At 62.0% G+C, this 23,648-nt stretch carries 24 protein-coding genes and 1 tRNA gene; 18 read left to right on the top strand and 7 right to left on the bottom strand.

Features of this window, described 5'->3' with window-relative positions:
* The first annotated feature begins 3 nt into the window (after window positions 1-3).
* The 6 genes from ribB to QZ266_RS01315 all read left to right on the top strand — a co-directional run bounded on the left by ribB (window position 4) and on the right by QZ266_RS01315 (window position 5,858).
* Window positions 4-1,125: a 3,4-dihydroxy-2-butanone-4-phosphate synthase gene (gene ribB, locus QZ266_RS01340; protein WP_295690953.1), complete on the top strand. Its 1,122-nt coding sequence runs from the start codon at window positions 4-6 to the stop codon at window positions 1,123-1,125.
* Window positions 1,122-1,550 carry a 6,7-dimethyl-8-ribityllumazine synthase gene (ribH, locus tag QZ266_RS01335; RefSeq protein ID WP_295690950.1) on the top strand — a complete coding sequence of 143 codons (429 nt, stop codon included), beginning with the start codon at window positions 1,122-1,124 and terminating at the stop codon, window positions 1,548-1,550. The genes ribB and ribH overlap by 4 nt, the downstream gene beginning before the upstream one ends.
* A gap of 2 nt (window positions 1,551-1,552) precedes the next feature.
* Window positions 1,553-2,035, top strand: a complete 483-nt coding sequence (gene nusB / locus QZ266_RS01330; protein ID WP_295690949.1) for a transcription antitermination factor NusB — start codon at window positions 1,553-1,555, stop codon at window positions 2,033-2,035.
* Between the two features lie 3 nt (window positions 2,036-2,038).
* The gene (gene thiL, locus QZ266_RS01325) at window positions 2,039-3,004 is read left to right on the top strand and encodes a thiamine-phosphate kinase (protein WP_295690947.1); all 966 of its coding nucleotides are present in this window, start codon (window positions 2,039-2,041) and stop codon (window positions 3,002-3,004) included.
* A gap of 39 nt (window positions 3,005-3,043) precedes the next feature.
* On the top strand, window positions 3,044-3,565 hold the full coding sequence (locus QZ266_RS01320; protein WP_295690944.1) for a hypothetical protein: 522 nt from the start codon (window positions 3,044-3,046) through the stop codon (window positions 3,563-3,565).
* A gap of 199 nt (window positions 3,566-3,764) precedes the next feature.
* Window positions 3,765-5,858 (top strand): sodium-translocating pyrophosphatase, encoded by a 2,094-nt coding sequence (locus QZ266_RS01315; protein ID WP_295690942.1) that lies wholly within the window; start codon window positions 3,765-3,767, stop codon window positions 5,856-5,858.
* A gap of 331 nt (window positions 5,859-6,189) precedes the next feature.
* On the opposite strand, the gene QZ266_RS01310 is transcribed toward QZ266_RS01315, so the two are convergent.
* Window positions 6,190-6,684 carry an outer membrane protein assembly factor BamE gene (locus QZ266_RS01310; protein ID WP_295690940.1) on the bottom strand — a complete coding sequence of 165 codons (495 nt, stop codon included), beginning with the start codon at window positions 6,682-6,684 and terminating at the stop codon, window positions 6,190-6,192.
* A gap of 117 nt (window positions 6,685-6,801) precedes the next feature.
* Between QZ266_RS01310 and QZ266_RS01305 the strand changes: the two genes are divergently transcribed.
* From QZ266_RS01305 to QZ266_RS01280, 6 genes are all read left to right on the top strand, one after another.
* Window positions 6,802-7,335, top strand: coding sequence for a ubiquinol-cytochrome C chaperone family protein (locus QZ266_RS01305; protein ID WP_295690939.1), 534 nt, complete (start codon window positions 6,802-6,804; stop codon window positions 7,333-7,335).
* 96 nt (window positions 7,336-7,431) lie between these two features.
* A complete protein-coding gene (gene plsX / locus QZ266_RS01300) occupies window positions 7,432-8,490 on the top strand; it encodes a phosphate acyltransferase PlsX (RefSeq protein ID WP_295690937.1) in 1,059 nt (352 codons plus the stop codon).
* Window positions 8,487-9,464: a beta-ketoacyl-ACP synthase III gene (locus tag QZ266_RS01295; protein WP_295690935.1), complete on the top strand. Its 978-nt coding sequence runs from the start codon at window positions 8,487-8,489 to the stop codon at window positions 9,462-9,464. Before plsX ends, QZ266_RS01295 begins: the two co-directional genes overlap by 4 nt.
* A gap of 97 nt (window positions 9,465-9,561) precedes the next feature.
* A complete protein-coding gene (locus QZ266_RS01290) occupies window positions 9,562-9,867 on the top strand; it encodes an integration host factor subunit alpha (protein ID WP_295690933.1) in 306 nt (101 codons plus the stop codon).
* A gap of 30 nt (window positions 9,868-9,897) precedes the next feature.
* Window positions 9,898-10,350 (top strand): MerR family transcriptional regulator, encoded by a 453-nt coding sequence (locus tag QZ266_RS01285; protein ID WP_295690930.1) that lies wholly within the window; start codon window positions 9,898-9,900, stop codon window positions 10,348-10,350.
* Window positions 10,351-10,470: 120 nt separating this feature from the next.
* Window positions 10,471-10,548 (top strand) — tRNA-Pro (locus QZ266_RS01280).
* A gap of 22 nt (window positions 10,549-10,570) precedes the next feature.
* Here the strand turns inward: QZ266_RS01280 and QZ266_RS01275 are convergent.
* Window positions 10,571-11,836, bottom strand: a complete 1,266-nt coding sequence (locus QZ266_RS01275; RefSeq protein WP_295690928.1) for an FAD-dependent oxidoreductase — start codon at window positions 11,834-11,836, stop codon at window positions 10,571-10,573.
* Between the two features lie 152 nt (window positions 11,837-11,988).
* On the opposite strand from QZ266_RS01275, the gene QZ266_RS01270 reads away from it, so the two are divergent.
* Complete coding sequence (locus QZ266_RS01270; protein WP_295690926.1) at window positions 11,989-13,014, top strand: COX15/CtaA family protein; 1,026 nt, start codon at window positions 11,989-11,991, stop codon at window positions 13,012-13,014.
* A gap of 15 nt (window positions 13,015-13,029) precedes the next feature.
* On the opposite strand, the gene QZ266_RS01265 is transcribed toward QZ266_RS01270, so the two are convergent.
* A complete protein-coding gene (locus tag QZ266_RS01265; RefSeq protein WP_295690923.1) occupies window positions 13,030-13,878 on the bottom strand; it encodes a CPBP family intramembrane glutamic endopeptidase in 849 nt (282 codons plus the stop codon).
* An 84-nt stretch (window positions 13,879-13,962) separates the two neighbouring features.
* On the opposite strand from QZ266_RS01265, the gene QZ266_RS01260 reads away from it, so the two are divergent.
* Window positions 13,963-14,466 carry a MarR family transcriptional regulator gene (locus QZ266_RS01260; protein WP_295690921.1) on the top strand — a complete coding sequence of 168 codons (504 nt, stop codon included), beginning with the start codon at window positions 13,963-13,965 and terminating at the stop codon, window positions 14,464-14,466.
* A gap of 51 nt (window positions 14,467-14,517) precedes the next feature.
* On the opposite strand, the gene QZ266_RS01255 is transcribed toward QZ266_RS01260, so the two are convergent.
* Together QZ266_RS01255 and QZ266_RS01250 are read right to left on the bottom strand one after the other, a co-directional pair.
* Window positions 14,518-15,417: a hypothetical protein gene (locus QZ266_RS01255; protein ID WP_295690919.1), complete on the bottom strand. Its 900-nt coding sequence runs from the start codon at window positions 15,415-15,417 to the stop codon at window positions 14,518-14,520.
* Between the two features lie 92 nt (window positions 15,418-15,509).
* On the bottom strand, window positions 15,510-16,925 hold the full coding sequence (locus tag QZ266_RS01250; protein WP_295690917.1) for an alkaline phosphatase PhoX: 1,416 nt from the start codon (window positions 16,923-16,925) through the stop codon (window positions 15,510-15,512).
* A gap of 213 nt (window positions 16,926-17,138) precedes the next feature.
* On the opposite strand from QZ266_RS01250, the gene rplM reads away from it, so the two are divergent.
* Window positions 17,139-17,603 carry a 50S ribosomal protein L13 gene (gene rplM, locus QZ266_RS01245; protein WP_295690913.1) on the top strand — a complete coding sequence of 155 codons (465 nt, stop codon included), beginning with the start codon at window positions 17,139-17,141 and terminating at the stop codon, window positions 17,601-17,603.
* Window position 17,604: 1 nt separating this feature from the next.
* Window positions 17,605-18,102: a 30S ribosomal protein S9 gene (gene rpsI / locus QZ266_RS01240; RefSeq protein WP_366523900.1), complete on the top strand. Its 498-nt coding sequence runs from the start codon at window positions 17,605-17,607 to the stop codon at window positions 18,100-18,102.
* Window positions 18,103-18,171: 69 nt separating this feature from the next.
* On the opposite strand, the gene QZ266_RS01235 is transcribed toward rpsI, so the two are convergent.
* Window positions 18,172-19,089: a LysR family transcriptional regulator gene (locus tag QZ266_RS01235; RefSeq protein ID WP_295690911.1), complete on the bottom strand. Its 918-nt coding sequence runs from the start codon at window positions 19,087-19,089 to the stop codon at window positions 18,172-18,174.
* A 112-nt stretch (window positions 19,090-19,201) separates the two neighbouring features.
* Here QZ266_RS01235 and QZ266_RS01230 point away from each other — a divergent pair, with 112 nt between their 5' ends.
* The gene (locus QZ266_RS01230) at window positions 19,202-19,825 is read left to right on the top strand and encodes a class I SAM-dependent methyltransferase (RefSeq protein ID WP_295690908.1); all 624 of its coding nucleotides are present in this window, start codon (window positions 19,202-19,204) and stop codon (window positions 19,823-19,825) included.
* A 26-nt stretch (window positions 19,826-19,851) separates the two neighbouring features.
* Entirely contained in the window at window positions 19,852-21,729 is a 1,878-nt protein-coding gene (locus tag QZ266_RS01225; protein WP_295690905.1) for an ABC transporter transmembrane domain-containing protein, read from the top strand.
* On the opposite strand, the gene phaC is transcribed toward QZ266_RS01225, so the two are convergent.
* Entirely contained in the window at window positions 21,726-23,639 is a 1,914-nt protein-coding gene (gene phaC, locus QZ266_RS01220; protein WP_295690904.1) for a class I poly(R)-hydroxyalkanoic acid synthase, read from the bottom strand. The genes QZ266_RS01225 and phaC overlap by 4 nt on opposite strands.
* Window positions 23,640-23,648 lie beyond the last annotated feature (9 nt).

The following is a 23,648-nucleotide window of genomic DNA, read 5'->3' as shown; positions in this document are numbered from 1 at the left end:
CGCGTGAGCGACATCCCACTTTCCCCCATCGAGGACGTTATCGAGGATGCGCGCAATGGGCGCATGTTCATCCTTGTCGACGCCGAGGACCGCGAGAATGAAGGCGACCTGGTCATCCCGGCCAAGTTCGCCACCCCCGATGCGGTCAATTTCATGGCCAAGCACGGGCGCGGCCTGATTTGCCTGGCGATGAGCCAGGAACGCGTCACCCAGCTCGATCTGAAACTGATGGCGAGCGATAACCGCTCGCGTCACCAGACCGCGTTCACGACCTCGATCGAGGCGCGCGAGGGTGTCACCACCGGCATTTCAGCCCATGACCGGGCCCGCACGATCGAAGTGGCGACGGATCCGTCCAAGGGCGCTGAAGACATTGCCACACCGGGCCATGTCTTTCCGCTTGTCGCCCGCGATGGCGGCGTGCTGGTCCGGGCCGGTCATACCGAGGCCTCTGTCGATGTGGCCCGCCTGGCCGGCGCCGGTTCGTCCGGCGTGATCTGCGAGATCATGAATGAAGACGGGTCAATGGCGCGCCTGCCTGACCTGGTCGCCTTTGCCCAGCTGCACGGGTTGAAGATCGGCACGATTGCCGACCTGATCGCCTATCGTCGCAAGAATGACCGCTTCATCGAACGGCGTCTCGAGAGCGAGTTTACGTCCCAATTGGGCGGTCCGTTCAAACTGGTCGTGTTCCGCAATACGCTGGATGGTTCCGAGCATGTCGCCTTGGTGAAGGGTGAGCCCAATGCCGGTGAAGCGACCACTGTGCGCATGCACAAGGTCAGCTTTGTTGATGATGTCCTCCATGAAAGCGGTCCGCGTGGCGAGAAGGTCGAAGCCGGGATCCGAGCGATTTCCGAGGCCGACGGCCCGGCCGTCATGGTCTTTATCCGGGAAACCTCGCATACCGCGATCATTGAGCGCCTTGGTGCCCATCCCTGCCTGCCTCAGGACGAGCGCGAGGCCCGCCGCCTGCGCGAGTATGGCGTCGGCGCGCAGATCCTGCTGGACCTCGGCGTGCGCGACATGATTCTTCTGACCACCAAGCCGCAGACAATTGTCGGCCTTGAGGGCTATGGTCTGTCTATCCGCGAAGAGCGGCATTTTCCGGAGGGTGACGCATGAGCGCGCCGAAATACCTGATCATTGCGGGGACATTCTACCGCGACATCGCTGACGCCCTGATCAAGGGGGCGCGCGAAGCCATCGAGGCCAAGGGCTTTGCCTTTGACATTGTGGAAGTCCCCGGTGCGCTGGAAATCCCCGGCACGATTGCCCAGGCCGAAAAGGCCGGAGCCGGCTATGACGGCTATGTCGCGCTGGGTTGTGTCATTCGTGGCGAGACCTCGCACTATGACTATGTCTGCGGTGAATCGGCGCGTGGAATCATGGATTTGAACCTTCGGGCCATCCCTGTCGGCAATGGTATTCTGACCGTGGAGAACCGCGCCCAGGCCTTGAAGCGCGCCATCGACAATAATAAAGGCGCGGATGCAGCCAATGCGGCGATGATGCTGATCGAGCTGCGCAACCGCTTCAGGAGCGCATGATCATGGCTGCAGCCAGCAAGGAATCCACATCGGAAAACCGGGCCCGTCTCCGTCGGGCTGCACGCCTCTCTGCCGTTCAGGCGCTCTATCAGATGGAGATCAGCGGGCAGGGCGCGGCGGCGGTTATCCGGGAATTCCGCGATCATCGTTTCGGTGGCGATCACGAAGCGCCTGATTATGTCGAGGCCGACGAGGATTTCTTCGAAAGCCTGGTGAGCGGTGTTGTCGAGATGCAGGCCCGGGTCGACCCGGCGATGGACGCATTGCTGGCTGAAGGCTGGCGGCTGGAACGCCTCGACTCGACCGTGCGCGCCATCCTCCGCGTCGGGGGATTCGAGCTGATGCATCGCAAGGATGTGCCGGCGCGTGTGGTGATCGATGAATACATCGAGATCGCCAATGCCTTCTTCGAAGGGTCCGAGCCGAAATTCATCAATGCGGCTTTCGATCGCGCCGCCCGCGACGCCCGCCCGGACGAATTCTGAGCCATGGCCGGTGACGGCGAATTCGACTTCATCCGGCGGCATCTCCTGCCGCTGAGTGAAGGCGATCCCGTCGCCCTCGGCCTCGCCGATGATGCGGCCCTGCTGGACCCGAATCCGGGAGAGAGCCTCGTGCTCGCCTGCGATACCCTGATCACGGGCGTGCATTTTCGCGACAGTGACAAGCCGGAAACCGTCGCCCGGCGTGCCTTGCGGAGCAATCTCTCCGATCTGGCGGCAATGGGGGCGTCGCCGCGCCACTATCTGGCGGCCCTGTCCTGGCCAGGCTCGCTCGCCGCCGCGTGGCGAGAAGCCTTCCTGGCTGCCCTGCAGCGCGACCAGGCCCGCTTCGGTCTGACGCTTGTCGGCGGTGACACCACGGTGACGCCCGGGCCGCTCACGATCAGCCTGACGCTTGTCGGCGCTGTCCCGGTCGGCCAGGCCGTGACCCGCACAGGCGCGGAGGTCGGCGAGGATGTCTGGGTCTCCGGACAGATCGGCGACGGATATCTTGGTCTCATGGCGGCGCAATCGGGGGCACCAGCCCTAGCGGATTGCCTGATGCGCTATACCGCACCGGAGCCGCGCCTGGCGCTGGGTGAGGCGCTTCGCGGACTGGCCAGCAGCGCGATAGATATCTCTGACGGTCTGGTCGCCGATCTTGGCCATATTGCCCGGGCGAGCGATTGCGGGCTCGAAATCGAGATCGAAGCGGTACCCTTGTCGAGGGCTGGCAAGGCCTGGCGCGCATCGCCGGACGGCGATGTCCATCGCCTGCTCGCAGGGGGCGATGATTACGAGTTGGCCTTCACGGCTCCGGTCGGCGCGCGGGACCGGATCGGCGCGATCAGTGACATGCTCGGTCTCGCCCTGACCCGCATTGGTTCGGTTACCGGGGATGCCGGGATATGTCTGCGCGACGCGAGCGGCGCGTCGCTGGCGCCGCAGCGGGCCGGGTTTACGCATTTTTGAGGCAAAGCTGTCAGTCTCTGCAATGACTGAGAGGCTTTCATGCGTAATGTCTTCGCCCGAGTGGCTGCAATCTTTCTGGTATCGCTGATCCCGATGCCCGCCCATGCCCTGATGGCACCGCCGGCGGAGTCGGGCGATGGATCGGGTGATGCGGGCGGTCGCGGCAATCGCTTCCTGACCATCTTCAATCTCGCCGGGTCGGATGAGGATGATGAGGAAGAAGCCGAGGATGAAGAAGACGATCCGCGCAGCTTCACCATGCCGACCGTGGTCGCGCCCTTGTCGACCCAAGGCCATCTGACGGGTTATGCCTATGTGCAAATCCGCGTTCGCGTGGCGACCGGACACAATGTCTGGGATATTCGCGAGGATGCCCACTACGCACTCGACGCTGCGGTGAGGGCGGCTTTCCGCACGTCGGTGTCGAATGAGGAAGGCTCTGCGCTCGATACCGAGCGTGCCGTGGAAGTCTGGCAGGCAGCGCTTGGCGAGCACTATGGACCGAGTGCCATCGAGCGCATCGAGATTCGCCAGGCTGATACCCGGCTCTTTCGTCGATAAAACTATATTGCAGTGCAGCAAGTCAATGTTTTGACTTGGTAAAGAGTGCGTATTGCACCGCCCCAATGCTTTGGGCATAGTCTCCCCAACAATAAGAATAAAAGCGGGGGAGTTGTCTAAGGTCGGCGTGGTCACACGCGCATGCTTTCCCGTATTCCTTCCGAGACCACAACGAAGTGAACAAACGGGGCTGGAAGCCATGAACATGCTTTTTTTGGCCATTGCGGCAGCTGTTCTCGCCATCATCTACGGGGTCGTTCAGACCCAACGTCTGATGGGTGCGAGCGCAGGCACGGAGAAGATGCAAGAGATCGCATCGGCCATTCAGGAAGGCGCAAACGCCTACCTTAAACGTCAATATACCACCATCGCCATCGTCGGCGTCGTCGTCTGTATCCTGATCGCCGTCTTCCTCGGCTGGCAGGTCGCGCTCGGCTTTGCCATCGGTGCCATTCTGTCCGGCGCGGCCGGATTTATCGGCATGCTGATCTCGGTCCGCGCCAATGTGCGCACGACCCAGGCTGCCAGTACGAGCCTAGGGGCCGGCCTGGCCGTGGCTTTCCGGTCGGGTGCCATCACCGGGATGCTGGTTGCCGGTCTCGCCCTGCTGGGTGTGGCGGGTTACTACTGGGTACTGACCGGTCCGATGGGCCTGGTCCTCGGAAGCGAAGACACCGGGCGGATCATCATCGATTCCCTGGTCGCTCTGGGCTTCGGTGCCTCCCTGATCTCGATTTTCGCCCGTCTCGGCGGCGGTATCTTCACCAAGGGTGCGGATGTCGGCGGCGACATGGTCGGCAAGATCGAAGCCGGCATTCCCGAGGATGATCCGCGCAATCCGGCCACCATCGCTGACAATGTCGGCGACAATGTCGGTGATTGTGCCGGCATGGCGGCTGACCTGTTCGAGACCTATGCCGTGACTGTGGTTGCGACCATGGTGCTGGCGGCGATCTTCTTCTCCGGCGGTCTGGCGACCACGATGGTGCTCTATCCGCTCATGATCGCCTCGGCCTGTATCGTGACCTCGATCATCGGCACCTTCTTCGTGAGCCTGGGCAAGGGCACCAATGTGATGGGCGCGCTCTACAAGGGCCTCATCGTTGCCGGTGTCCTGTCGATCGGTGCGCTCTACTTCGTGACCGATTACACCATCGGCATGGGTGATATCGCCGAAGTGAACGGCAAGATGATCACCGGGATGAACCTGTTCTGGTCCGGCCTGATCGGCCTGATCGTCACGGCAGCGATCATCTGGGTCACCGAATACTATACCGGGACGGCCTATCGCCCGGTGAAGTCGGTGGCTCTGGCCTCGGAGTCCGGGCATGGCACGAATGTCATCCAGGGTCTCGCGGTCTCGCTGGAATCGACAGCGCTGCCAGCCCTGATCATCATTGGTGGCATTCTGGGTACCTATGCCCTGGCAGGCCTGTTCGGGATTGCCATCTCGGTGACGACCATGCTGGCCCTGGCCGGTTTGATCGTGGCCCTCGATGCCTTCGGTCCGGTGACGGACAATGCGGGTGGCATTGCTGAAATGGCGGGTCTCGACGAGAGCGTCCGCAATACGACCGACACGCTTGATGCGGTGGGCAACACCACCAAGGCGGTCACCAAGGGCTATGCGATCGGTTCGGCCGGTCTTGGCGCCCTGGTCCTGTTTGCGGCCTACACGACGGATGTCGAACACCTGCTGGGGATTGAGCCGAACTTCTCGCTCGAGAACCCGTATGTGATCGTCGGCCTGCTCTTCGGTGGTCTGCTGCCATATCTCTTCGGCGGCATGTCCATGATGGCCGTGGGCCGTGCGGCCACCGCCGTGGTTGCCGAAGTGCGGCGTCAGTTCAAGGAGATCCCGGGTATCATGGAGTATAAGGCGAAGCCGGATTATGGCCGCGCCGTGGACATCCTGACCAAGGCGGCGATCCGCGAAATGATCGTGCCATCGCTTCTGCCCGTCCTGTCTCCGATCGTGCTCTACTTTGCGATCAATGCGATCGCCGGTCAGGCGGAAGCCCTGGCTGCGGTTGGTGCGATGCTGCTGGGCGTGATCGTCAATGGTCTCTTCGTGGCCGTTTCCATGACCGTCGGTGGCGGTGCCTGGGACAATGCCAAGAAGTATATCGAAGACGGCCATCATGGCGGCAAGGGCTCGGAAGCTCACAAGGCTTCCGTGACCGGCGATACGGTTGGTGATCCCTACAAGGACACTGCCGGACCCGCCGTGAACCCGATGATCAAGATCACGAATATCGTGGCCCTGCTTCTGTTGGCCGTCCTGGCCCACTAGGCAGGATCACACCTGATCCTGGAAGAGCTCCGGCCTTTGGCCGGGGCTCTTTTTTTTGTCCGCTCTGCGCCGCGCGATCGATCCTTGTACGACGGGTTTGCGGTGGCCGCCCGGCCCGCCGCCTTGTCGTGGGTCAAGGCGGCCGGCAACTGCCCACGAGCGCGGAAACAATCCCCCTCACACAGCCCTTCAGGGCATCGTCTCCCGGAGGAAAAGGTCGGGCGGGCCGTGGCGGAGTGGGCGCGCTTTGTTGGCCCACAGCGAGCGCCGCGCACAAAAAAGCCCCGGTCCGTGAACCAGGGCTCTTTGGGTTTTGCGATACTGGTCGCCTCTACTGGTCGCGGCGTGGACCGCCAGCGCCGCCGGGCAGGTTCTGCTCGCCACCGAATTGTTCGGAGGGCAGGCGCCCGACATTGCCGAGAAGCTGTTCAAGGAAGGTCAGTTCGCGACCCCGTGTCGGTGTTTCGCGGTCGGCATAGGCAACCACGCGGCCGTCTTCCAGCCCGTATTCGGAGACTTCGGAGACCACGCCATTATCGTCGAAGGTGACGGCGATGATGCGGCGGTCACGTGTCGCCGGCCGGAGATAGGCCAGGCTCTCGCGGGTCGCGGAGATATAATACCAGGTATTATCCTCGAACGTTCCACGTGTTGACGGATTGCCGAGGCGCGACAACACAGAAGATTCGGTGTCTTCGGCGACCAGGATTTCGGGCACGTCCTGTGTGGTGTAGCGATAGCCGTGCGATCGAAGGACCGGATTGCAGGCCGATGCGCCGATCGCGCAAGCGGCAATCAGGACTGTAAGGCTAACGCGACGCTTCATCAGGAACTCCTGCGAGATGGGTCTGCCACGCGCGACGTGATGACGCGTGCGGCGCTGTCTTGACCTAACCAAGGGCGAGCTTAGCTTCAAGCGCCAATTCTTGGGAGAGCGGATCGCATGTTGAACCGTCTTTTCGGCCGAAAGCCGGAAAAACTACGCGCCGAAGCGCTTTATCGCGATGTCGTGACGGCTGCCCGCACGCCGGATTTCTATGCCAGGCTGGGAGTTCCGGACACGGTTGAAGGCCGTTTCGAGATGATCATCCTGCATTGCGCCCTGGTGGTGCTGGCCCTGAAAACGCAGGACGGTGATGATTCAGCGCGTCTCAGCCAGGCGCTCTTTGACACCATGTTCGATGATTTTGATGCTGCGATGCGCGAAATGGGTGTGGGCGACTCAGGCGTTGGCAAGAAGATCCGCTTCATGGCGGAGGGCTTTTATGGTCGGGCCGAAGCACTGCGCGAAGCGGCCAGCCAGGACCAGGCAGATGAATTGCAGGCTGTGCTGTCGCGCAATGTTTTCAGCGCTGAGGCGGATGATGCGCGCGCGCCAGCCCTTGCCCTATACGTCAACTCGGCACTTGAAGCCCTGCGGGCACAGGGTGGGGCAGCGTTGATCGCCGGGGCGTCGCCAGCCTTTCCGGCGATCTGATCGCCGTCTTGCTGCCTTGCATTGCCAGAGTCATGGGCTAAGTTCCGCGGGCTTTCGGCGCAGCGCGCCTTTGCGAGGGACATTGCACCGCTACTCATGACAGCTATCCCCACGATTTCGGTCGACGCCATGGGCGGAGATCTCGGACCCGAGGCGGTCGTCGAGGGTATCGGCCATGCGCTCAAGCGCTGGCCGGACCGCAAGGCGCACTATCTGCTTCACGGTGATGAGGCGCTGCTCGCGCCGCTTCTGGAAAAGCATCCGAAAGTCGCCGCCGTATGCGAGTTGCGACACACGGAGACGCTGGTCCAGATGACAGACAAGCCGAGCGAAGCCGTCCGGCGCGCGCGCGGCTCCTCGATGTGGAATGCCATCCAGAGCGTGAAGGCCGGTGAGGCCGGTGCGATCGTCTCCTCGGGCAATACCGGCGCCTTGATGGCGATCGGCAAGGTCATCCTGCGCATGAAAAAGGGCGTTCACCGTCCGGCGATTTCTGCGAACTGGCCTACGCCCAAAGGGCATACGGTTGTGCTCGATGTGGGCGCCAATGTTCAGTGCGGTGCGACCCAGCTGGTTGAGTTCGCAATCATGGGCGAGGCCTATCACAGCGCGGTCTTTGGCGGCGACTCGCCGTCTGTCGGTCTGCTGAATGTCGGCCAGGAAGAACTCAAGGGAAATGACACGGTGCGCGAGGCGGATCAGCTGATCCGCAAATCGGGCCTCGACATTGCCTATCAGGGTTTCATCGAGGGCAATGACATCTCGGCCGGCGGCATCGATGTCGTGGTCACTGATGGTTTCACCGGGAATATTGCGTTGAAGACGGCTGAAGGCACGGCCCGTCTTGTTGCCGGCTGGGTGCGTGAGGCGCTGACCAGCTCGCTGCTGGCCAAGCTCGCGGCCGGTCTGCTCTCGCTGGGCGCGCTCGAACGCCTGCGTCAGAGGATGGATCCTCGCTACATCAATGGCGGTGTTCTGCTGGGCCTCAAGGGGATCGTCGTGAAGTCGCATGGCGGCGCCGATGGTGAGGGCTTCGCCTCGGCGCTCGGCTTGGCCTATGTCATGGCGAAGAGCGATTTCATGGCCCAGATTCGCGCCAATCTCGACAAATTCGCCAGTTTTGAAGAAGAACAGGAAGTCGTGGCAGCGTCATGACCGAGTTGAGTACGCGTATCGCCGGTATCGGCTCCTATCTGCCCGAGCGGATCCTGACCAATGACGAAATCTCCGCCATGGTCGATACCAGTGACACCTGGATCCGAGAGCGGACGGGTATCCGTCAGCGTCATATCGCCGGTGAGGGCATCACGACCTGTGACCTGGCGGAGCGGGCTGCGCGCCGCGCGCTCGAAGATGCCGGGCTGGAGGCGGACGATCTTGACCTGATCGTAGTCGCCACAACGACTCCGGATTTCACCTTTCCCTCGGTCGGTACCATGCTGCAGGCCCGCCTCGGCGCGACCCGGGGGGCGGCGTTTGATGTCCAGGCCGTCTGCACCGGCTTTGTCTACGCCATTGCCATGGCGGACAATATGCTGGCGCGCGGTCAGGCGAAGACGGCTCTGGTCGTCGGTGCCGAGACCATGTCGCGCATTCTCGACTGGACCGACCGCTCGACCTGCGTGCTCTTCGGGGATGGCGCCGGTGCGATGGTCTTGCAGGCGGCTGACACGGATGAGGGTGCCGACCGTTCGGGAATTCTGGGCACTTATCTGCGCTCGGATGGCCGATTCAAGGATTTGCTCCATGTTGATGGCGGTCCGTCCTCGACCGGAACGGTGGGTCATTTGCGCATGGTGGGCAATCAGGTCTTCCGTCATGCCATCACCAATATCGCCGAATCCATGACCACGATTGCCAAGCGTTCCGGCGTCACGATCGAGGAGGTGGACTGGTTTGTGCCCCACCAGGCCAATCAGCGGATACTTGAAGGTGTTGCGCGAAGGCTTTCAATTCCAACGGAAAAAGTCATATCCACTGTTGCCGACCACGGGAATACCTCGGCGGCTTCGGTTCCTCTTGCCTTCGATCGGGCGGTCCAGGACGGGCGCATCAAGCGGGGCGACCTGGTTTTGATGGAAGCGCTGGGTGGTGGCTTCACCTGGGGCGCCGCGCTCGCGCGGTATTGATCTTTTATTCGCCGGTTTCTTGCACTTAACCAAGACCTTGGCGTTGACCTGACCCGCTTTGGAGGCGTAGCCTCCTATCGTCTTTGTGGGGATAGCTATGTCAGACAAAACCTTGACGCGAGCAGATCTGGCGGAATCGGTCTACCGAGAGGTTGGCCTTTCACGTCAGGAATCAGCCGATCTTGTTCAGTCCGCGCTGGGCATGGTGTCGGACACGCTGGCCAAGGGTGAGTCGGTCAAACTCTCCTCATTCGGCTCGTTCCTTCTGCGGGACAAGCGTGGACGCGTAGGGCGTAATCCGAAGACCGGAGTGGAGGTGCCGATTGAGGCCCGCCGCGTCCTGGTGTTCAAACCGTCGCAAGTTCTCAAGGAGCGCGTCGACTCGGCTCTGTCCAAGGATTAGGACAGGCCCGCAGGCTGACGCGAAGGGCGCATGTCGGTCACCAAGAAGTCTGCAGACGCATTTCGGACCATCAGCGAGGCCGCTGATGAACTGGATATCCCGGCGCATGTCCTGCGTTTCTGGGAAAGCAAATTCGCCCAGATCAGCCCGCTCAAACGTGCCGGAGGCCGGCGTTTCTACCGTCCCCAGGACTTGCAATTGCTGCGCGGCGTGAAGCGGCTCCTTTATGAGGATGGCTACACGATCAAGGGCGCCCGGAAATATTTCAAGGATCATGGCATTGCGGCCGTGATGGCGATGGGTGAGGGCGCGGCCGGCCCGCTGAGCGATGCGCTCGCAATTGATGCCGCCGACCGCGAGACGCCGGCCGTGACAGCTCCGGCGCGTCCGCGCCCGGCCGATGGCGCCCAGCGCCAGCTCGATGACATCCTCGCCGATCTGGAAAACGCCCAGGCCAAGCTGAAAGCCGCCCTGGAACCGTGATGGCGCGACCATTGTCCGGTCCACCGCACACCGCGCTGACACGCCTGTTGCGGAGCCGGAAAGCTCACCCTATAAGCGACTTCCCCATTGGACGGGCCTGCCTGTCCAGCAAGTGAGTGTCGGAGCGTGGCGCAGCCCGGTTAGCGCACCGGTCTGGGGGACCGGGGGTCGCGAGTTCGAATCTCGCCGCTCCGACCATCCTTGCAATTTGATCCGGCCCTTACGCTCCGGCCAATGCGGCCTTCATCACATCCTTCATCGCGATCGCCGGATTGGCCAAGGCTGCCAGCTCGGGCCGGGCACGCTTCTGGATCATCATCTTGGCCGCCATGAAGCTTTGCGGGTCATTGATGCAGTCGGCGGCGATCAGCACCCCGTCGGCGAGATGGAAGAAGCTGCGGGGTGTTTCGGCGTCGCCGCCGCGGGTGATGGTGGTGTCCTGGGTCCCGATCAGGCCGGCTGTCTGGAGTTTGAGGTCGAACTGGTCGGACCAGAACCAGGGCACTTCCGGCTTGGGTGCCGGGGCGCCGCAGATGGCGGCGGCGGCACGCTTGGCCTGGTCAAGGGCATTGGGCACGCTCTCCAGACGCAGGCGGGTGTCGGTGAGCCAATTGTGCTGTTCGGCGCAATCGCCAATGGCGTAGATATCGGGATTACTGGTGCGGCACTGATCGTCGACCCTGATCCCATTGCCCGTCTCCAGACCGCATGCGGCTGCGATTTCCTGATTGGGCATGACGCCAATGCCGACGAGGACGCTATCGCAGGCAATCTTCTCGCCGGTCTTCAACTCGACCCGGTCGGCACGCGTGCCACGCGAAAAGAATCCGGACCTGGGCTTCAGCGCCGCGACCTGGGCGTCCAGACGAATGGTAATGCCGCGGGTCTCATGGGCGTCCCGATAGAATTGCGACACTTCGGGAACCGCGACGCGCGCCAGGAGGCGATCCATCGCTTCAATCACAACCGGTGTCGCACCGAGCTTGGAGGCCACCGAGGCCGCTTCCAGCCCGATATAGCCACCACCGATAATGGCGATCCGTTTGCCGGGCTGGACGTCCGTCTTCAACGCATCGACGTCGGCAATGGAGCGCAGATACCGAACGCCATCGAGCTCGGCGCCGGGGACGGGCAGGGGCCGCACGCGGGAGCCGGTTGCGATCACAAGATGCGTGTAGGATTCCTCGCGCCCGTTGGAGAAGATGACGAGATTCCGGTCCGGGTCGATCCTTTTGGCCCGGCTCGACAGGCGCAATTCCACCGCTTGCTCGGCCCAGGTTTCCGGCGGTTGCAGCCAGAGACGGCTTTCATCGATCTCGCCGGACAAATAGGTCTTGGACAGGGGGGGGCGCTGATAGGGCGGGTGTGGCTCATCGCCGACCAGGACAATGCGGCCCTCAAACCCGCCGCGACGCAAGGAGGCCGCGCATTGGCCGCCTGCCTGCCCGGCGCCCAGAATGATGACTGTCTCACTGGTATTCGCCACGCCTGTCTCTCCCTGACACTCTTGTCGGTTGCGACATGATGGCGCGTCCGCTCCTGTCCTGCGAGTGCATTATCAGCAGGTGACCCCGATGGAGTGAAGTCCGAGGCTTGTCTGCCGCTGTGGATGGGCTAACTAGCCGCCCGGGAGATTGTATGTCGTACCACACCAGCACCACCAGCCGCGCCGTTTCGATCTGGCTGCTCGTTGTCGCCGCATTCGTCTGCGCGATGATCATTGTCGGCGGTACGACGCGGCTGACGGATAGCGGCCTGTCCATCACCGAGTGGAAGCCGATCTCCGGCGCCATTCCGCCCCTTTCTCAAGAAGATTGGGCGCGTGAGTTTTCGCTCTATCAGCAGACCACCGAATTCCAGGTTCAAAACGCCAGCATGACGCTGGAAGAGTTCGAGTTCATTTTCTGGTGGGAGTGGGGGCATCGGCAGCTGGGTCGACTGATCGGCCTGGTCTTTTTTGTCCCGTTCGTCTTCTTCTGGCTGCGGGGCGAGCTCAGCGCGCGTCTCAAACCGCGCCTGTTCGGGCTTTTCCTGCTTGGCGGTGCCCAGGGCGCGATCGGCTGGTGGATGGTCGCCAGCGGCCTGTCCGACCGGCTGGACGTCAGCCAATATCGTCTGGCCACGCATCTGGGCATGGCGTTCATTATCCTGGGTGCATCGATCTGGCTGTCGCTGGAAGCGCGCTATGGGCCGCCACCTTTGCGGCGAGGGCGACTTGCCGGCCTTTCGGCCGGGCTTCTTGGCCTGGTCTTCCTGCAAATCATCCTGGGGGCTTTCGTCGCGGGCCTTGATGCCGGTCGAATCTACAATACCTGGCCCTTGATGAATGGTGATCTCATCCCCGAGGGCTATCTCGCCGGGATGGGCTTTTTCCCGGCCATATTCGAGAGCCATGCAGCGGTGCAGTTGCATCACCGGTGGACCGGCTATCTCGTTGCTCTGGCCGTCTTTGTCTACGCCGGCTTGATCTGGCGGGAGCCACGGGTTTCTCTGAAGCCTTTCATGATCATCCTGCCAGCTCTCGTGATCGGTCAGATCGCACTCGGCATTGCTGCGTTGCTGGCGGTCGTGCCGCTCTCGCTCTCCCTGGCCCACCAGGCGGGTGCGGTCCTGCTTTTCATTGCCATGGTCGGCGCGGCCTGGACCGCCCGCCGCGCGGTATAGGCGGGGCGCTTCGCGCTAGAGGCCGGCCTTGCGGGCCCGCTGCCAGTACACCAACGCGATCAGGCTCACCACGATTGGTATCATGAGACCGTATTCATCCGCCCACAGGGCGGTGGAGGAGGTCTCGACGGTCAAAGGCGTGAAGATTTTCTGGATGTAGATATTGTGGGCGCCGTGAAACATGATGGCGGGCCACACGGATCGGCTCCGAAAAGTGTAATAGGTCATGATCACGGTCATGGCGATGATCATCACGGTGAAACAGATCAGCTGAAACACGGTGTTACCGCCGCCATAGGCGATGATGATCGGATAGTGCCAGATTGCCCAGATACCACCGCTGATCAGGCAGGTGGCATTGAATGAGACAAGCTTGCGCAACTCCCACGCAAAGAAGCCGCGCCAGCCGATTTCCTCGCCCGCGATCGTGCCCAGTGACTTCGCAAATTGCACGATGGCCATCAAGACAACCATCAGTGCGATCACCAGGAAGGCCGGCGCATCGGGAAGGCCAAGTTGCTGGCTCCACGCGCTGATTGTTTCCAGATTTCCGAAGCCACCCAGCCCGGTCATCCAGATGATCCCGTAACCAATTGCGACATAAAGCACCGGGATCAGGTATCCGGCCCAGTTGGCGCCATGGCTTCCCCAGCGCCAGGGCAGGTCGGAAATCTTTCGACCGCGGAGTTTGAGCGTCAGGAAAGCTGACACTGTGGGCATCATCATGAGCGTGCCGACATAGAGGGAGGTCGGCACAAGCTCGACGATCGCGAAATGGGCGATTGCGCTCGTTATCGAGAGAATCACGAGGAAGGTCAGCAAGGTGAGGACCGTCGTGCGTTTGTCAGTTTGAGCGTCATTCATGGTGGCTGACCTTCCTTTACGCCTGAGGTCGAAGGGTGTATTTTATGCATCAAATTGTACAATTGATTGTATGAAAGGCAAGCCATGCGTGACAGCAACATCATGGACACTCACCGGCTGAGCGGCGCATTCGTGTCCAACAAACTGCTGAGACTGGTGGAAATGATTGCCGATCAGGGACAGGCGCTGTTGTCGTCAGCGGGCATTGATGTGCCGCCAAGAGCGATCTCGACGGTTCTTATGATCGGTGAGATCGCGGATGTGACGGCTGCCGATATCGCGACATCGCTCGATCAACCTCACCAGGTCGCGACCCAGCGTATTGCGGCCCTGATCAAGCTGGATCTCGTCACAAAACGCCCGCATGCCACGGACAGCCGGCGCAAGGTCCTGGTCCTGACGGCGCGCGGCGAGGATCAGTATCGATTGATGATGGCTGTGCTCGAGAAAATCCGTGCGGCGATGGATGCCCTCTTCGACGAGATCGGCTGTGATCTGGCTGGCAAGGCTGTGGAGGCCGTTGCGGCGCTCCGGACGCGGCCATTGACCGAGCGGGTCGAAGGGTTGGACGCAAGCGACGTGAAATGAGCCGCTTGCGCGGCTCATTCGGTCTCCATCAGTGTCGCCGGTCGAGGGTCGCTATTCGTTGGAAAACACCGCGCGGGTCAAAACGTCCCGCGAGATGACTTTCAGTCGACCGGCGTCGGCGTCAAAGACGGCCATGAGGCCGTTGGAGTAGGCTGTGTAACCAAAGTCAGCATCCGTGACGGCAAGGCCCGCCGGAATGCCGACGCCCGGCGTGGAGAGGCCATCGACGATGTCGAGGGAAATGCCGGCTTCCAATGTAGCCGCATCAAAGGTCTCGACAGTATCGCCGCTGCCATTGGTGGCGAGCACGAGACGCGTCCCGTTGAACTCGCCAACAGTCAGATTGGCCGCTGGATAAGCGGTGCCGGCCAGCAGTGTCCCGTCACTGCTGAGGCGGGCCAGGCCACCGGCCGGGCTGGCGGTGTAGATGTCCCCATCAAAGGTCGCGCACTGGCGAGCCGGATCGGGCAGAGGGAAATCGCGGATTCGCTCGACGCCGAGGACGTCGTCGCCGGCATCCCGGATCCGCCAGATCTCGGCGCGTGCACCGGTTCCCAGCACGACGATTTCAACAAAACCGGCGCCTTCGCGCAGCAGGCAGAGGCCCGTGACACCGTTGATCGGCTCAATTTCGCCCAGTGGCAGATCAAGGACCTGCGCGCCATCGCGAATGACGGCATATCCGCGAACCGAATTGGAATCAGCCGCTGCGCCGAAGATCAGCGGGAGGCTTTCGCCGCGCAGTTCGAAATTGGGGGCTGTGGCGAGTCCCGTCAGGCGCTCACCGGCATGTCGCGTTTTCAGCAAACCATCCAGGTCGAAGATATCAATACCGCCATCGCGCGGCGCTGACAGGACAAAGCCGAGCGAAGGGGCGAGCGGGTCAGGCAGGAAGCCGACCATGCCGCCCCCACCACCGTTCACAGGCGTGAAGGCGGCCGTCACCGTCAATTCGACCGGTCCGCCCTCATCCAGCGGGCTGGAGTTCTCGGCTGTTTCCTGCGTGTCCGGGCCGCAAGCGCTGAGCGCCAGCAGGCAAGCGCCTAGCGCGAAGGCTCGGGCCAGGGACCGCGAACCGCGAAGGTGCGGCCGGGATAGCGCTGTACGTTGAAAAACAGAGTCGAACCGTCGGGACTGAAACATGGACCGCAAATCTCGCTTTTTTGACCTTCCGGCCCGGAGGCCGCATTGCGGGCAATCGTATACACCTCTCCTTGGGGCGTCACGCCGCGGATGTACTGGTCTTCAGGTCCGTCCTCAACAACGATGAGGTCGCCCCAGGGGGCAACGCAGAGATTGTCGCAACGCTCCATCACTGCGGCGTCATGGCTCTGATAGAAAAGTTGAAGCCGGCCGGGCGACGCGGATTCGCCGGGCTCGCCTTCATTCGGGCTTGGCTGGTAGCGCCAGATCTGGCCAAGCCGGTCCGGGCCGCCATCGGTACAGGCGAAGTAACACTCATTCTCGCCCCACCAGATACCTTCACCGCGGGTGAATTGCGCGGCGCCGCCGCCGATGGCGCGAATGGCAAGATCAGCGTCAGGCGCTTCGACATTGTCGAGGTCCACCCAGTCCACATCCAGCCATTCGCCGGGCTGGATTGTCTCGCTGTCCCAATTTCGTGTGTCGAAGCCCGGGCGCCCGCGGATCGCAAGGCCCTGGAGGCGTCCGCCTTCGATCAGCTGTTCCGGAACATTCGGCAGGAAGCGATAGAAGGCGGCGCGTTCATATTCGTCCTCGGTCTCGTAGACGATGCCCGTGCGGGGGTCGACGGCAATCGCTTCGTGGCGGAATCGGCCCATGGCCTTGAGCGGCACGGGCTCAACCAGTCCTTCGGCTTCGGCCGGAACCTCGAAGATATAGCCATGTTCGACACCGGCCTGGGGGCCGGGATTGAGATCCGTTTCCTCACAGGTCAGCCAGGTCCCCCAGGGCGTCGGACCGCCAGCGCAATTATTTATTGTCCCGACGAGGGAGAGATACTCGTCCTCGACGGCCAGGGTCTCCGGGTTCAGGATGACATGGCTTGTGCCGCCAATATGCGGATTGCCCTCTTCGTCCCAGTCATGGACGAGGGCGCGATCAATTCGCTCAAGACCGCTATTGCCGGGCACGAAGGGCGATTTTTCGGCATCGCCAAGGCGCAGCTCGTGATTGCGGACCAGAACAAGGCGTCCATCGGCTTTCTGGAAACAGGCCATGCCGTCAAAATCACCGGGCACGGTCAGGCCGTCGCTCATCGGCTGGCCGGCCGAGGAGATCACCTGATAGGTGAAGCGGCGCGGTAGATCGATGAGCATGTCCGGATCAACACGCAGGGGACCCAGCCCGCTGACCTCATTGAAATAGCCTTGCTCAGCCGGATAGGGGCGCTGGCAGCCGGCCAGGGCGGCGAGGCCTGAAAAGGCGAGGGTGGTGGCGGCGCTGCTGCGCAAGAAATGGCGGCGGGACAGGGACATCGGCAACTCCGGGGACGTCGGGAACACGCTGTAATTACGTTAGATTCACGACGGAGGCATGACGGTTATGCAGTGTGCGGTATCATTTAACCGTATCGTTAGGTGTATAAAATTACAGCCAAAATCAGCCACCTGCTTGACCAAGCCGAAAATGCCCTCTAAACGGCGCGCTCGAATTCAACCCGAGCCAAGCAGGCCTGAGGCAGGATCAATATGAAAACCATCTCCGTTAAACCGGCGGATGTCGAGAAGAAGTGGATCGTGATCGATGCGGAAGGCGCCGTTGTTGGCCGTCTCGCCGCGTTCGTCGCCACCCGCCTCCGCGGCAAGCACCGTCCGGACTATACTCCCCATGTCGACATGGGCGACAATGTCATCATCGTGAATGCCGAGAAGATTGTCTTCACCGGCAACAAGCGTGACGACAAGCGCTACTATCACCACACCGGCCACCCTGGTGGCATCAAGGAAACCAGCCCGGCCAAGATTCTGGACGGTCGTTTCCCTGAGCGTGTGGTCGAGAAAGCTGTTCAGCGCATGCTGCCGAAAGACAGCCCGCTGGCCCGTCAGCAATTCTCGAACCTGCGCGTTTACGCCGGTCCCGATCACAAGCACGAGGCTCAACAGCCGGATGTGGTCGATTTCAAGTCCATGAACTCCAAGAATACGCGAGGCTGATATGTCAGAAGAAGCCCGCTCGCTCGAAGACCTCAAAGACGTCATCAAGGAAGCCGATGCCGGCACCGTGGTGGCTGACGAGTCCGTTCCGGCTGAGCCCAAAATCGATGAGCACGGCCGTTCCTATGCCACTGGCAAGCGCAAGAACGCGGTCGCCCGCGTCTGGATCAAGCGCGGCAATGGCAAGATCACGGTCAATGGCCGTGACCAGGAAGTCTATTTCGCACGTCCGGTCCTGCGCATGCTGCTCCAGCAGCCGCTGCAGGCAGCCGAACGTGTCGATGAGTTCGACATTGTCGCTACCGTCGTCGGTGGAGGCCTGTCCGGCCAGGCCGGTGCTGTGCGTCACGGCATCTCCAAGGCCCTCCAGCTGTTTGAACCGGGTCTGCGCCCGGTCCTGAAAGCCGGTGGCTTCCTGACCCGCGACAGCCGCGTCGTCGAGCGTAAGAAGTACGGCAAGGCCAAGGCCCGTCGTTCCTTCCAGTTCTCCAAGCGCTAAGCTTTACAGAACACGCCGAATGCAAGACGGGCGGTGCCACTGGCACCGCCCGTTTTCGTTTTGGCTATCTCACAGCCGCGGGCGTGGCCGGGCTCGTGCCTGGTCGGCCAGACCGTCGGCGATGGCGTCGAAGACCAGGCGGATACGGCGGCTGGTATTGAGCTCGCGATGGGTGACCAGCCAGGTCTGGACCGGGATCGGGGGCAGGGCCGGCCAGACTTGCTCCAGGATGGAGTGCTGGTCGATCCAGTCGCGGGTCATCGGGGTCACGCCGAGGCCCTGCATGGCCAGGGCGTGATGCACGGTCGAGCTGCCGCTGCTGATACGGAAGTTATCCGGCGTCAGGTTCAGCCCGATTGCATTGAGATGCTCGATCACGCGTTCATTCTGTTCGAAGCCGATGAAATCGAGCCGGTTGACATCGTCCAGGTTGGTTGGGCGACCGACGCGGTCGAGATAGTCCGGATGCGCATAGAGATGGCCTGTGGTCTCGCTGACCAGGCGGGCAATCAGGTCCGGTTGTTCCGGGCGGGCATGCCGGATGGCGATGTCGGCCTCTCGCTTCTGCAGATCCTGCAATTCATTCGAGGCAATGATCTCGAGGCGGATACCCGGTGCTTCCTCACGGATCCGTCTGATGATGGGCGGGAGATAGAAAGACGCCATGATATTGGTCGCGGTGATGGTCACCAGGCCCTCGACCGCGCTGGATTGGCCCGAAGCGGTCAACGAGATGCGTTGGGCGGCCTCGCCCATGGAGCGGACATGCTCGACCAGTTCCAGCGCCGCGCGGGTTGGCTGGGTGGCGCGGCGATTGCGCTCGAAAAGGGTGACCCCCAAATCCGCTTCCAGCGCCGCAATCTGGCGACTGAGGGTTGGCTGGGTCTGGCCCAACGCGCGTGCTGCGGCGGAGAATGAGCCTTCCTCGATCGTGGCGAGGAGGGCGCGGATCTGATTCCAGTCGAAGGCGATGGCGTTCCAATTCATCTAAATGCGTATATCAGATGTCCGGATGGCGGCAATTTATATTCGCTCAACGTATGTCAAAACCGGGGCCTTGGTGGTTCGTACGGCGCGAACTCGCAGTGGAGACAAAGTCATGGGTCAAGCACAACGCTGGTGGGACAAGATCGCGGAAAAATACTCGAACCAACCGATTGCGGACGTCGAGTCGTGGGAGTTCAAGCTCTCGAAAATCCGTGAAACACTGACGTCGGATACGCGCCTGGTGGAATTCGGTTGCGGCACAGGCGGAACGGCCCGCCGCCTCGCGGATGCTGCCGGCTCCATCCTGGCGACGGACCTCTCCGGCGAGATGCTGGCGATTGCCGAGACGCGCGGTGCCGAGGCGGCAATCGACAATATCAGCTATCAGCGCGCCGATTTCGTCGATCTGGATGCGCCGGAGGGCAGTTTCGACGTCGTTCTCGGCATGAGCATCCTGCACCTGCTGGAAGATCGCCAGGCGGCGATCGCCAAGGCGATGAAACTGCTTCGGCCCGGCGGCCACTTCATCACCAGCACAGCCTGTTTGCTGGATGGTTATTGGTTCATGGTGCCGATCCTGCCGATCGGGCAGTTTTTCGGTGCCTTTCCGCCGGTCAAGGCCTTCGGTACGCGGACGCTCAAGCAAGAGATTGTCGAAGCCGGGTTCGAAATAACCTATGACTGGCGCCCAAAACCCGGCGCGGCACTGTTCGTCATCGCCCGCAAACCGGCCTGAGCCTCGACCGAGCAGAGAGTGATTGCATGACCGAAACCCAGACCGCGCGAGATGCTGCCGTGGACGAAGCCCGCGGTTCAGGATTTGCCGCCGAGCTCGAGCGCGACCAGGCCCACCGGGAAAAGGCCAAATCGGTGCAGCCCTTGCGCCGACTGATGCCCTATATATTGCGCTATCCGGGCTTGTTGGCGGCCTTCTCGGTTTTTCTCTTCCTGGCGTCTGGTCTGACGTTGCTCCTGCCCGCAGCCTTCCGTCTCGTGGTCGATTGCGGTTTTGCAGGCGCGACCCAGTCTGATGCCTGTGCCGGCCTGGGGGACAGCTCGGGGCTCGGAATCTATTTTCTGGCCGGGATGGGTGTGGCGGTCCTGCTGGGCCTCGCCAGCGCTTTCCGATTCTATTTCATCAGTCGGCTGGGTGAACGTGTCGTGGCGGATCTGCGCCAGGATGTATTTTCCCATCTGCTGTCGCTCGATGCGCGTTTTTATGCAGGGACGCGGACCGGCGAGGTGCTCTCGCGCCTGACCACCGATACAACCTTGATACAGACGGTCGTCGGGTCCTCGATCTCGGTGGCGTTGCGGACCGTGGCGACCACGACCGGAGCCTTGATCCTGATGGTCGTCGTGAGCTGGCAGCTGGCCCTGCTCGTGCTGGCGCTCGGCCCTTTGATGCTGGGACCGATCATGTTGTTCGGCCGCCGGATCCAGCGTCTGTCGCGCGTCAGCCAGGATAATCTGGCCGATGCCTCGGCGCGGGCCGGCGAGACCCTGCAGGCAATCCAGACAGTGCAGGCCTTCACCCGCGAGCGCGAGGAATCCCACCGCTTTGGCAAGGCGGTGGAAATGACCTTTGTCTCGGCGATGCGGCGGATCAATGTCCGCTCCTTCATGACCGCCTTGATCTTCTCGGTCATTCTGACCGGATTGATCGCGGTGCTGTGGTTTGGTGCTGTTCAGGTGCAGGCTGGCGCCATCACGCCCGGCGCGATGACCCAGTTCGTGATGTATGCCTTTGTCGCCGTGAGCGGCGTGGGCATGCTCACCGAAACCTACACCGAGATGATGCGGGCGGCCGGTGCCACCGAGCGTCTGATGGAATTGCTGGTCGCGCGCACCTCACTGCCCATCGCGTCGCCGGTCGAGGAGCTGGCCGAGCCCGTTGAAGGCGCGATTGCGTTCGAGGCTGTCCGTTTCGCCTATCCGGGCCGGGAGGCCGAACCGGCTCTGCGGGCGGTCAGCTTCGAGGCCAGACCCGGCGAGACGGTCGCCATTGTCGGGCCGTCCGGGGCTGGCAAGACGACACTGTTCCAGCTTCTGCTGCGCCTGCATGATCCCCTTGGCGGGCGGATCTGTCTGGATGGACGCGATATCAAACAGCTCGATCCGCAAGCCTTGCGCGAAAAGCTGGCCATCGTGCAGCAAAACGCGCCGCTCTTCTCGGGAAGCGTGGCCGACAATATCCGCTTTGGACGCCCCGAAGCGAGTGATGCCGAGGTCCAGGCCGCGGCTCGGGCCGCCAATGCCGACGCCTTCATCCAGGCCTTGCCAGAGGGCTATGACACATCGCTTGGCGAGCGGGCCGCCAGCCTGTCCGGCGGGCAGCGCCAACGCCTCGCCATCGCCCGCGCCATTTTGCGCGATGCCCCGGTCCTGCTGCTTGACGAGGCGACCAGCGCTCTCGACTCAGAGAGTGAGCAACTGATCCAGGCCGCCGTGGAGACCCTGTCCGAGGGACGAACAACCCTGGTGATCGCCCACAGGCTGGCGACCGTGCGTTCGGCAGACCGGATTATCGTTCTGGAGAACGGGCAAGTGGTCGACACCGGTCGCCATGACGACCTGCTTCAGCGCGGCGGTCTCTACGCCCGATATGTCGAGCTGCAATTCGGTCAGGTCGACGCCTAGGCTGCCGGTTCCGGTTTTGCCGATTTCGACGGCTTGGCGTCGCTTCGCACAAGGACGTTGCGGCCGGGCGCCTTGCGGATCGCCTTCAGCTTGCCATCACCGGGCGTGCGCGGCGGGACATCGTCGCCCGAGCGGTCAAACAGCCAGGCGCGCCAATCGCCCCACCAGGAGCCGGGATGCTCCGATGCGCCGCCGATCCAGTCTTCGACGGTCTCGGGTAGGGCGTCATTGGTCCAGTACTGGTATTTCTTGGCGTCGGGGTGATTGATCACGCCGGCAATATGTCCGGAGCCCGCCATCATGAAGCGGGCCGGGCCGCCAAACAGGCGGGCGGCGCGATACACGGACGGGTAGGGCGCGATATGGTCCTCGCGGGATGCCTGGATATAGACCGGTGTCTTGACGGCACCGAGATCCAGCGTGTGGCCGCCGAGCTCGAGCTCGCCCTTCGCCAATCGGTTATTCTTGTAGAAATTGTCGAGATACCAGAGGTGCAGGGCCTTGGGCATGCGCGTCTGGTCGGCATTCCAGAACAGGAGGTCGAAGGCTTGAGGCTGGCGGCCGAGCAGGTAGTTATTGACCACGAAGGACCAGACAAGATCGTTCGAGCGCAGGAGATTGAATGTGTCCGCCATCGAGCGTCCGTCCAGAACACCGCCCTGGCTGTCCATGATGCGCTCGATTTCCTTCAGCCAGACATCATCAATGAAGATGAGCAGATCACCGGCCTTTTCGAAATCCGACTGGGCCGCGAAGAAGGTTGCCGAGGCAATTCGTTCTGACTGGCCTTCCGCCTCAAGCCAGGCCATGGCCGAGGAAAGGAGCGTACCCGCCACGCAATAGCCGACTGCATTGACAGAGGTTTCGCCGGTGGCAGCCTCGATCGCGTGCAGGGCTGCAAACAGCCCCTCATGCATGTAATCCTCGAAGGTCTTGTCCTTGAGCTCCGGGCCCGGATTGACCCAGGAAATCAGGAAGACGGTGAAGCCCTGATCGACCAGCCAGCGGATCATGGAATTCTTTTCGCGCAGATCCATGATGTAGAATTTGTTGATCCAGGGCGGCGCTATCAGCAGTGGACGCGCCTTCACGCTCTCTGTTGTCGGCGCGTACTGGATCAATTCCATCAGATCGTTCTGGAAGACGACCTTGCCCGGCGTTGTCGCCATGTCGCGGCCGACCTTGAACCCGTCCGTATCCGTCTGGGTGAGCGCCAGTCGCCCGTCGCCGGCTGCGAGATCATCGAGCAGGTTCTGCAATCCCCTGGTCAGGTTCTCTCCCTGGCTTTCCATGGTTGCGCGGAGTACGTCGGGGTTGGTCAGGGCAAAATTCGTGGGCGACAGCGCATCCGTCATCTGTTTGGTGAGAAACTCGACTTTGCGCTTGGTCCGCTCATCGATGCCGTCAACGCTGCCGACCAGACCCATCATGAAATGCTGGTTGAGCAGATAGGATTGCTTGATCGCGTCGAAAACCGGGTTTTCCGACCAGTCAGCCGAGCGCCAGCGCTTGTCACCGGGTTCGGGACTGATGGCCGGCGTCGTCGGCGAATCACTGGTCATCATCCGCTTGGTCGTGTTCGACCAGAGATCGATATAGCCCTTCATGAGATCGGCCTGGGCTTGCATCATGAGGTCGGGCTGTTCGGCAATCTTAGCCCAGACTTCCTGGAATTCCGGCGCCGAATGAAAGGGGTCGGCATTGGGCAGGACCGGATCGCCCTCAATCGCCTTGCGCATGACGTCTGACATCAGGTGCTGCGACTTCAATGAGGCCTGCATCAGATTGCGCGATACCTTGTCGAGGGCGTCGAATTCCTTTTCGGAGAACCCGGCCCAACCAGGCGTGTCGGCCTTGTCATCAGGCTTGCCGGGATCCTTATTCTTGTCATTTCCCGACGTGTCGCTCATGGCAATCCC

Origin of the sequence: uncultured Maricaulis sp., assembly GCF_905480005.1 — a bacterium.
GTDB lineage: Bacteria > Pseudomonadota > Alphaproteobacteria > Caulobacterales > Maricaulaceae > Maricaulis.
This window is presented reverse-complemented; position numbering and strand designations above follow the sequence as displayed.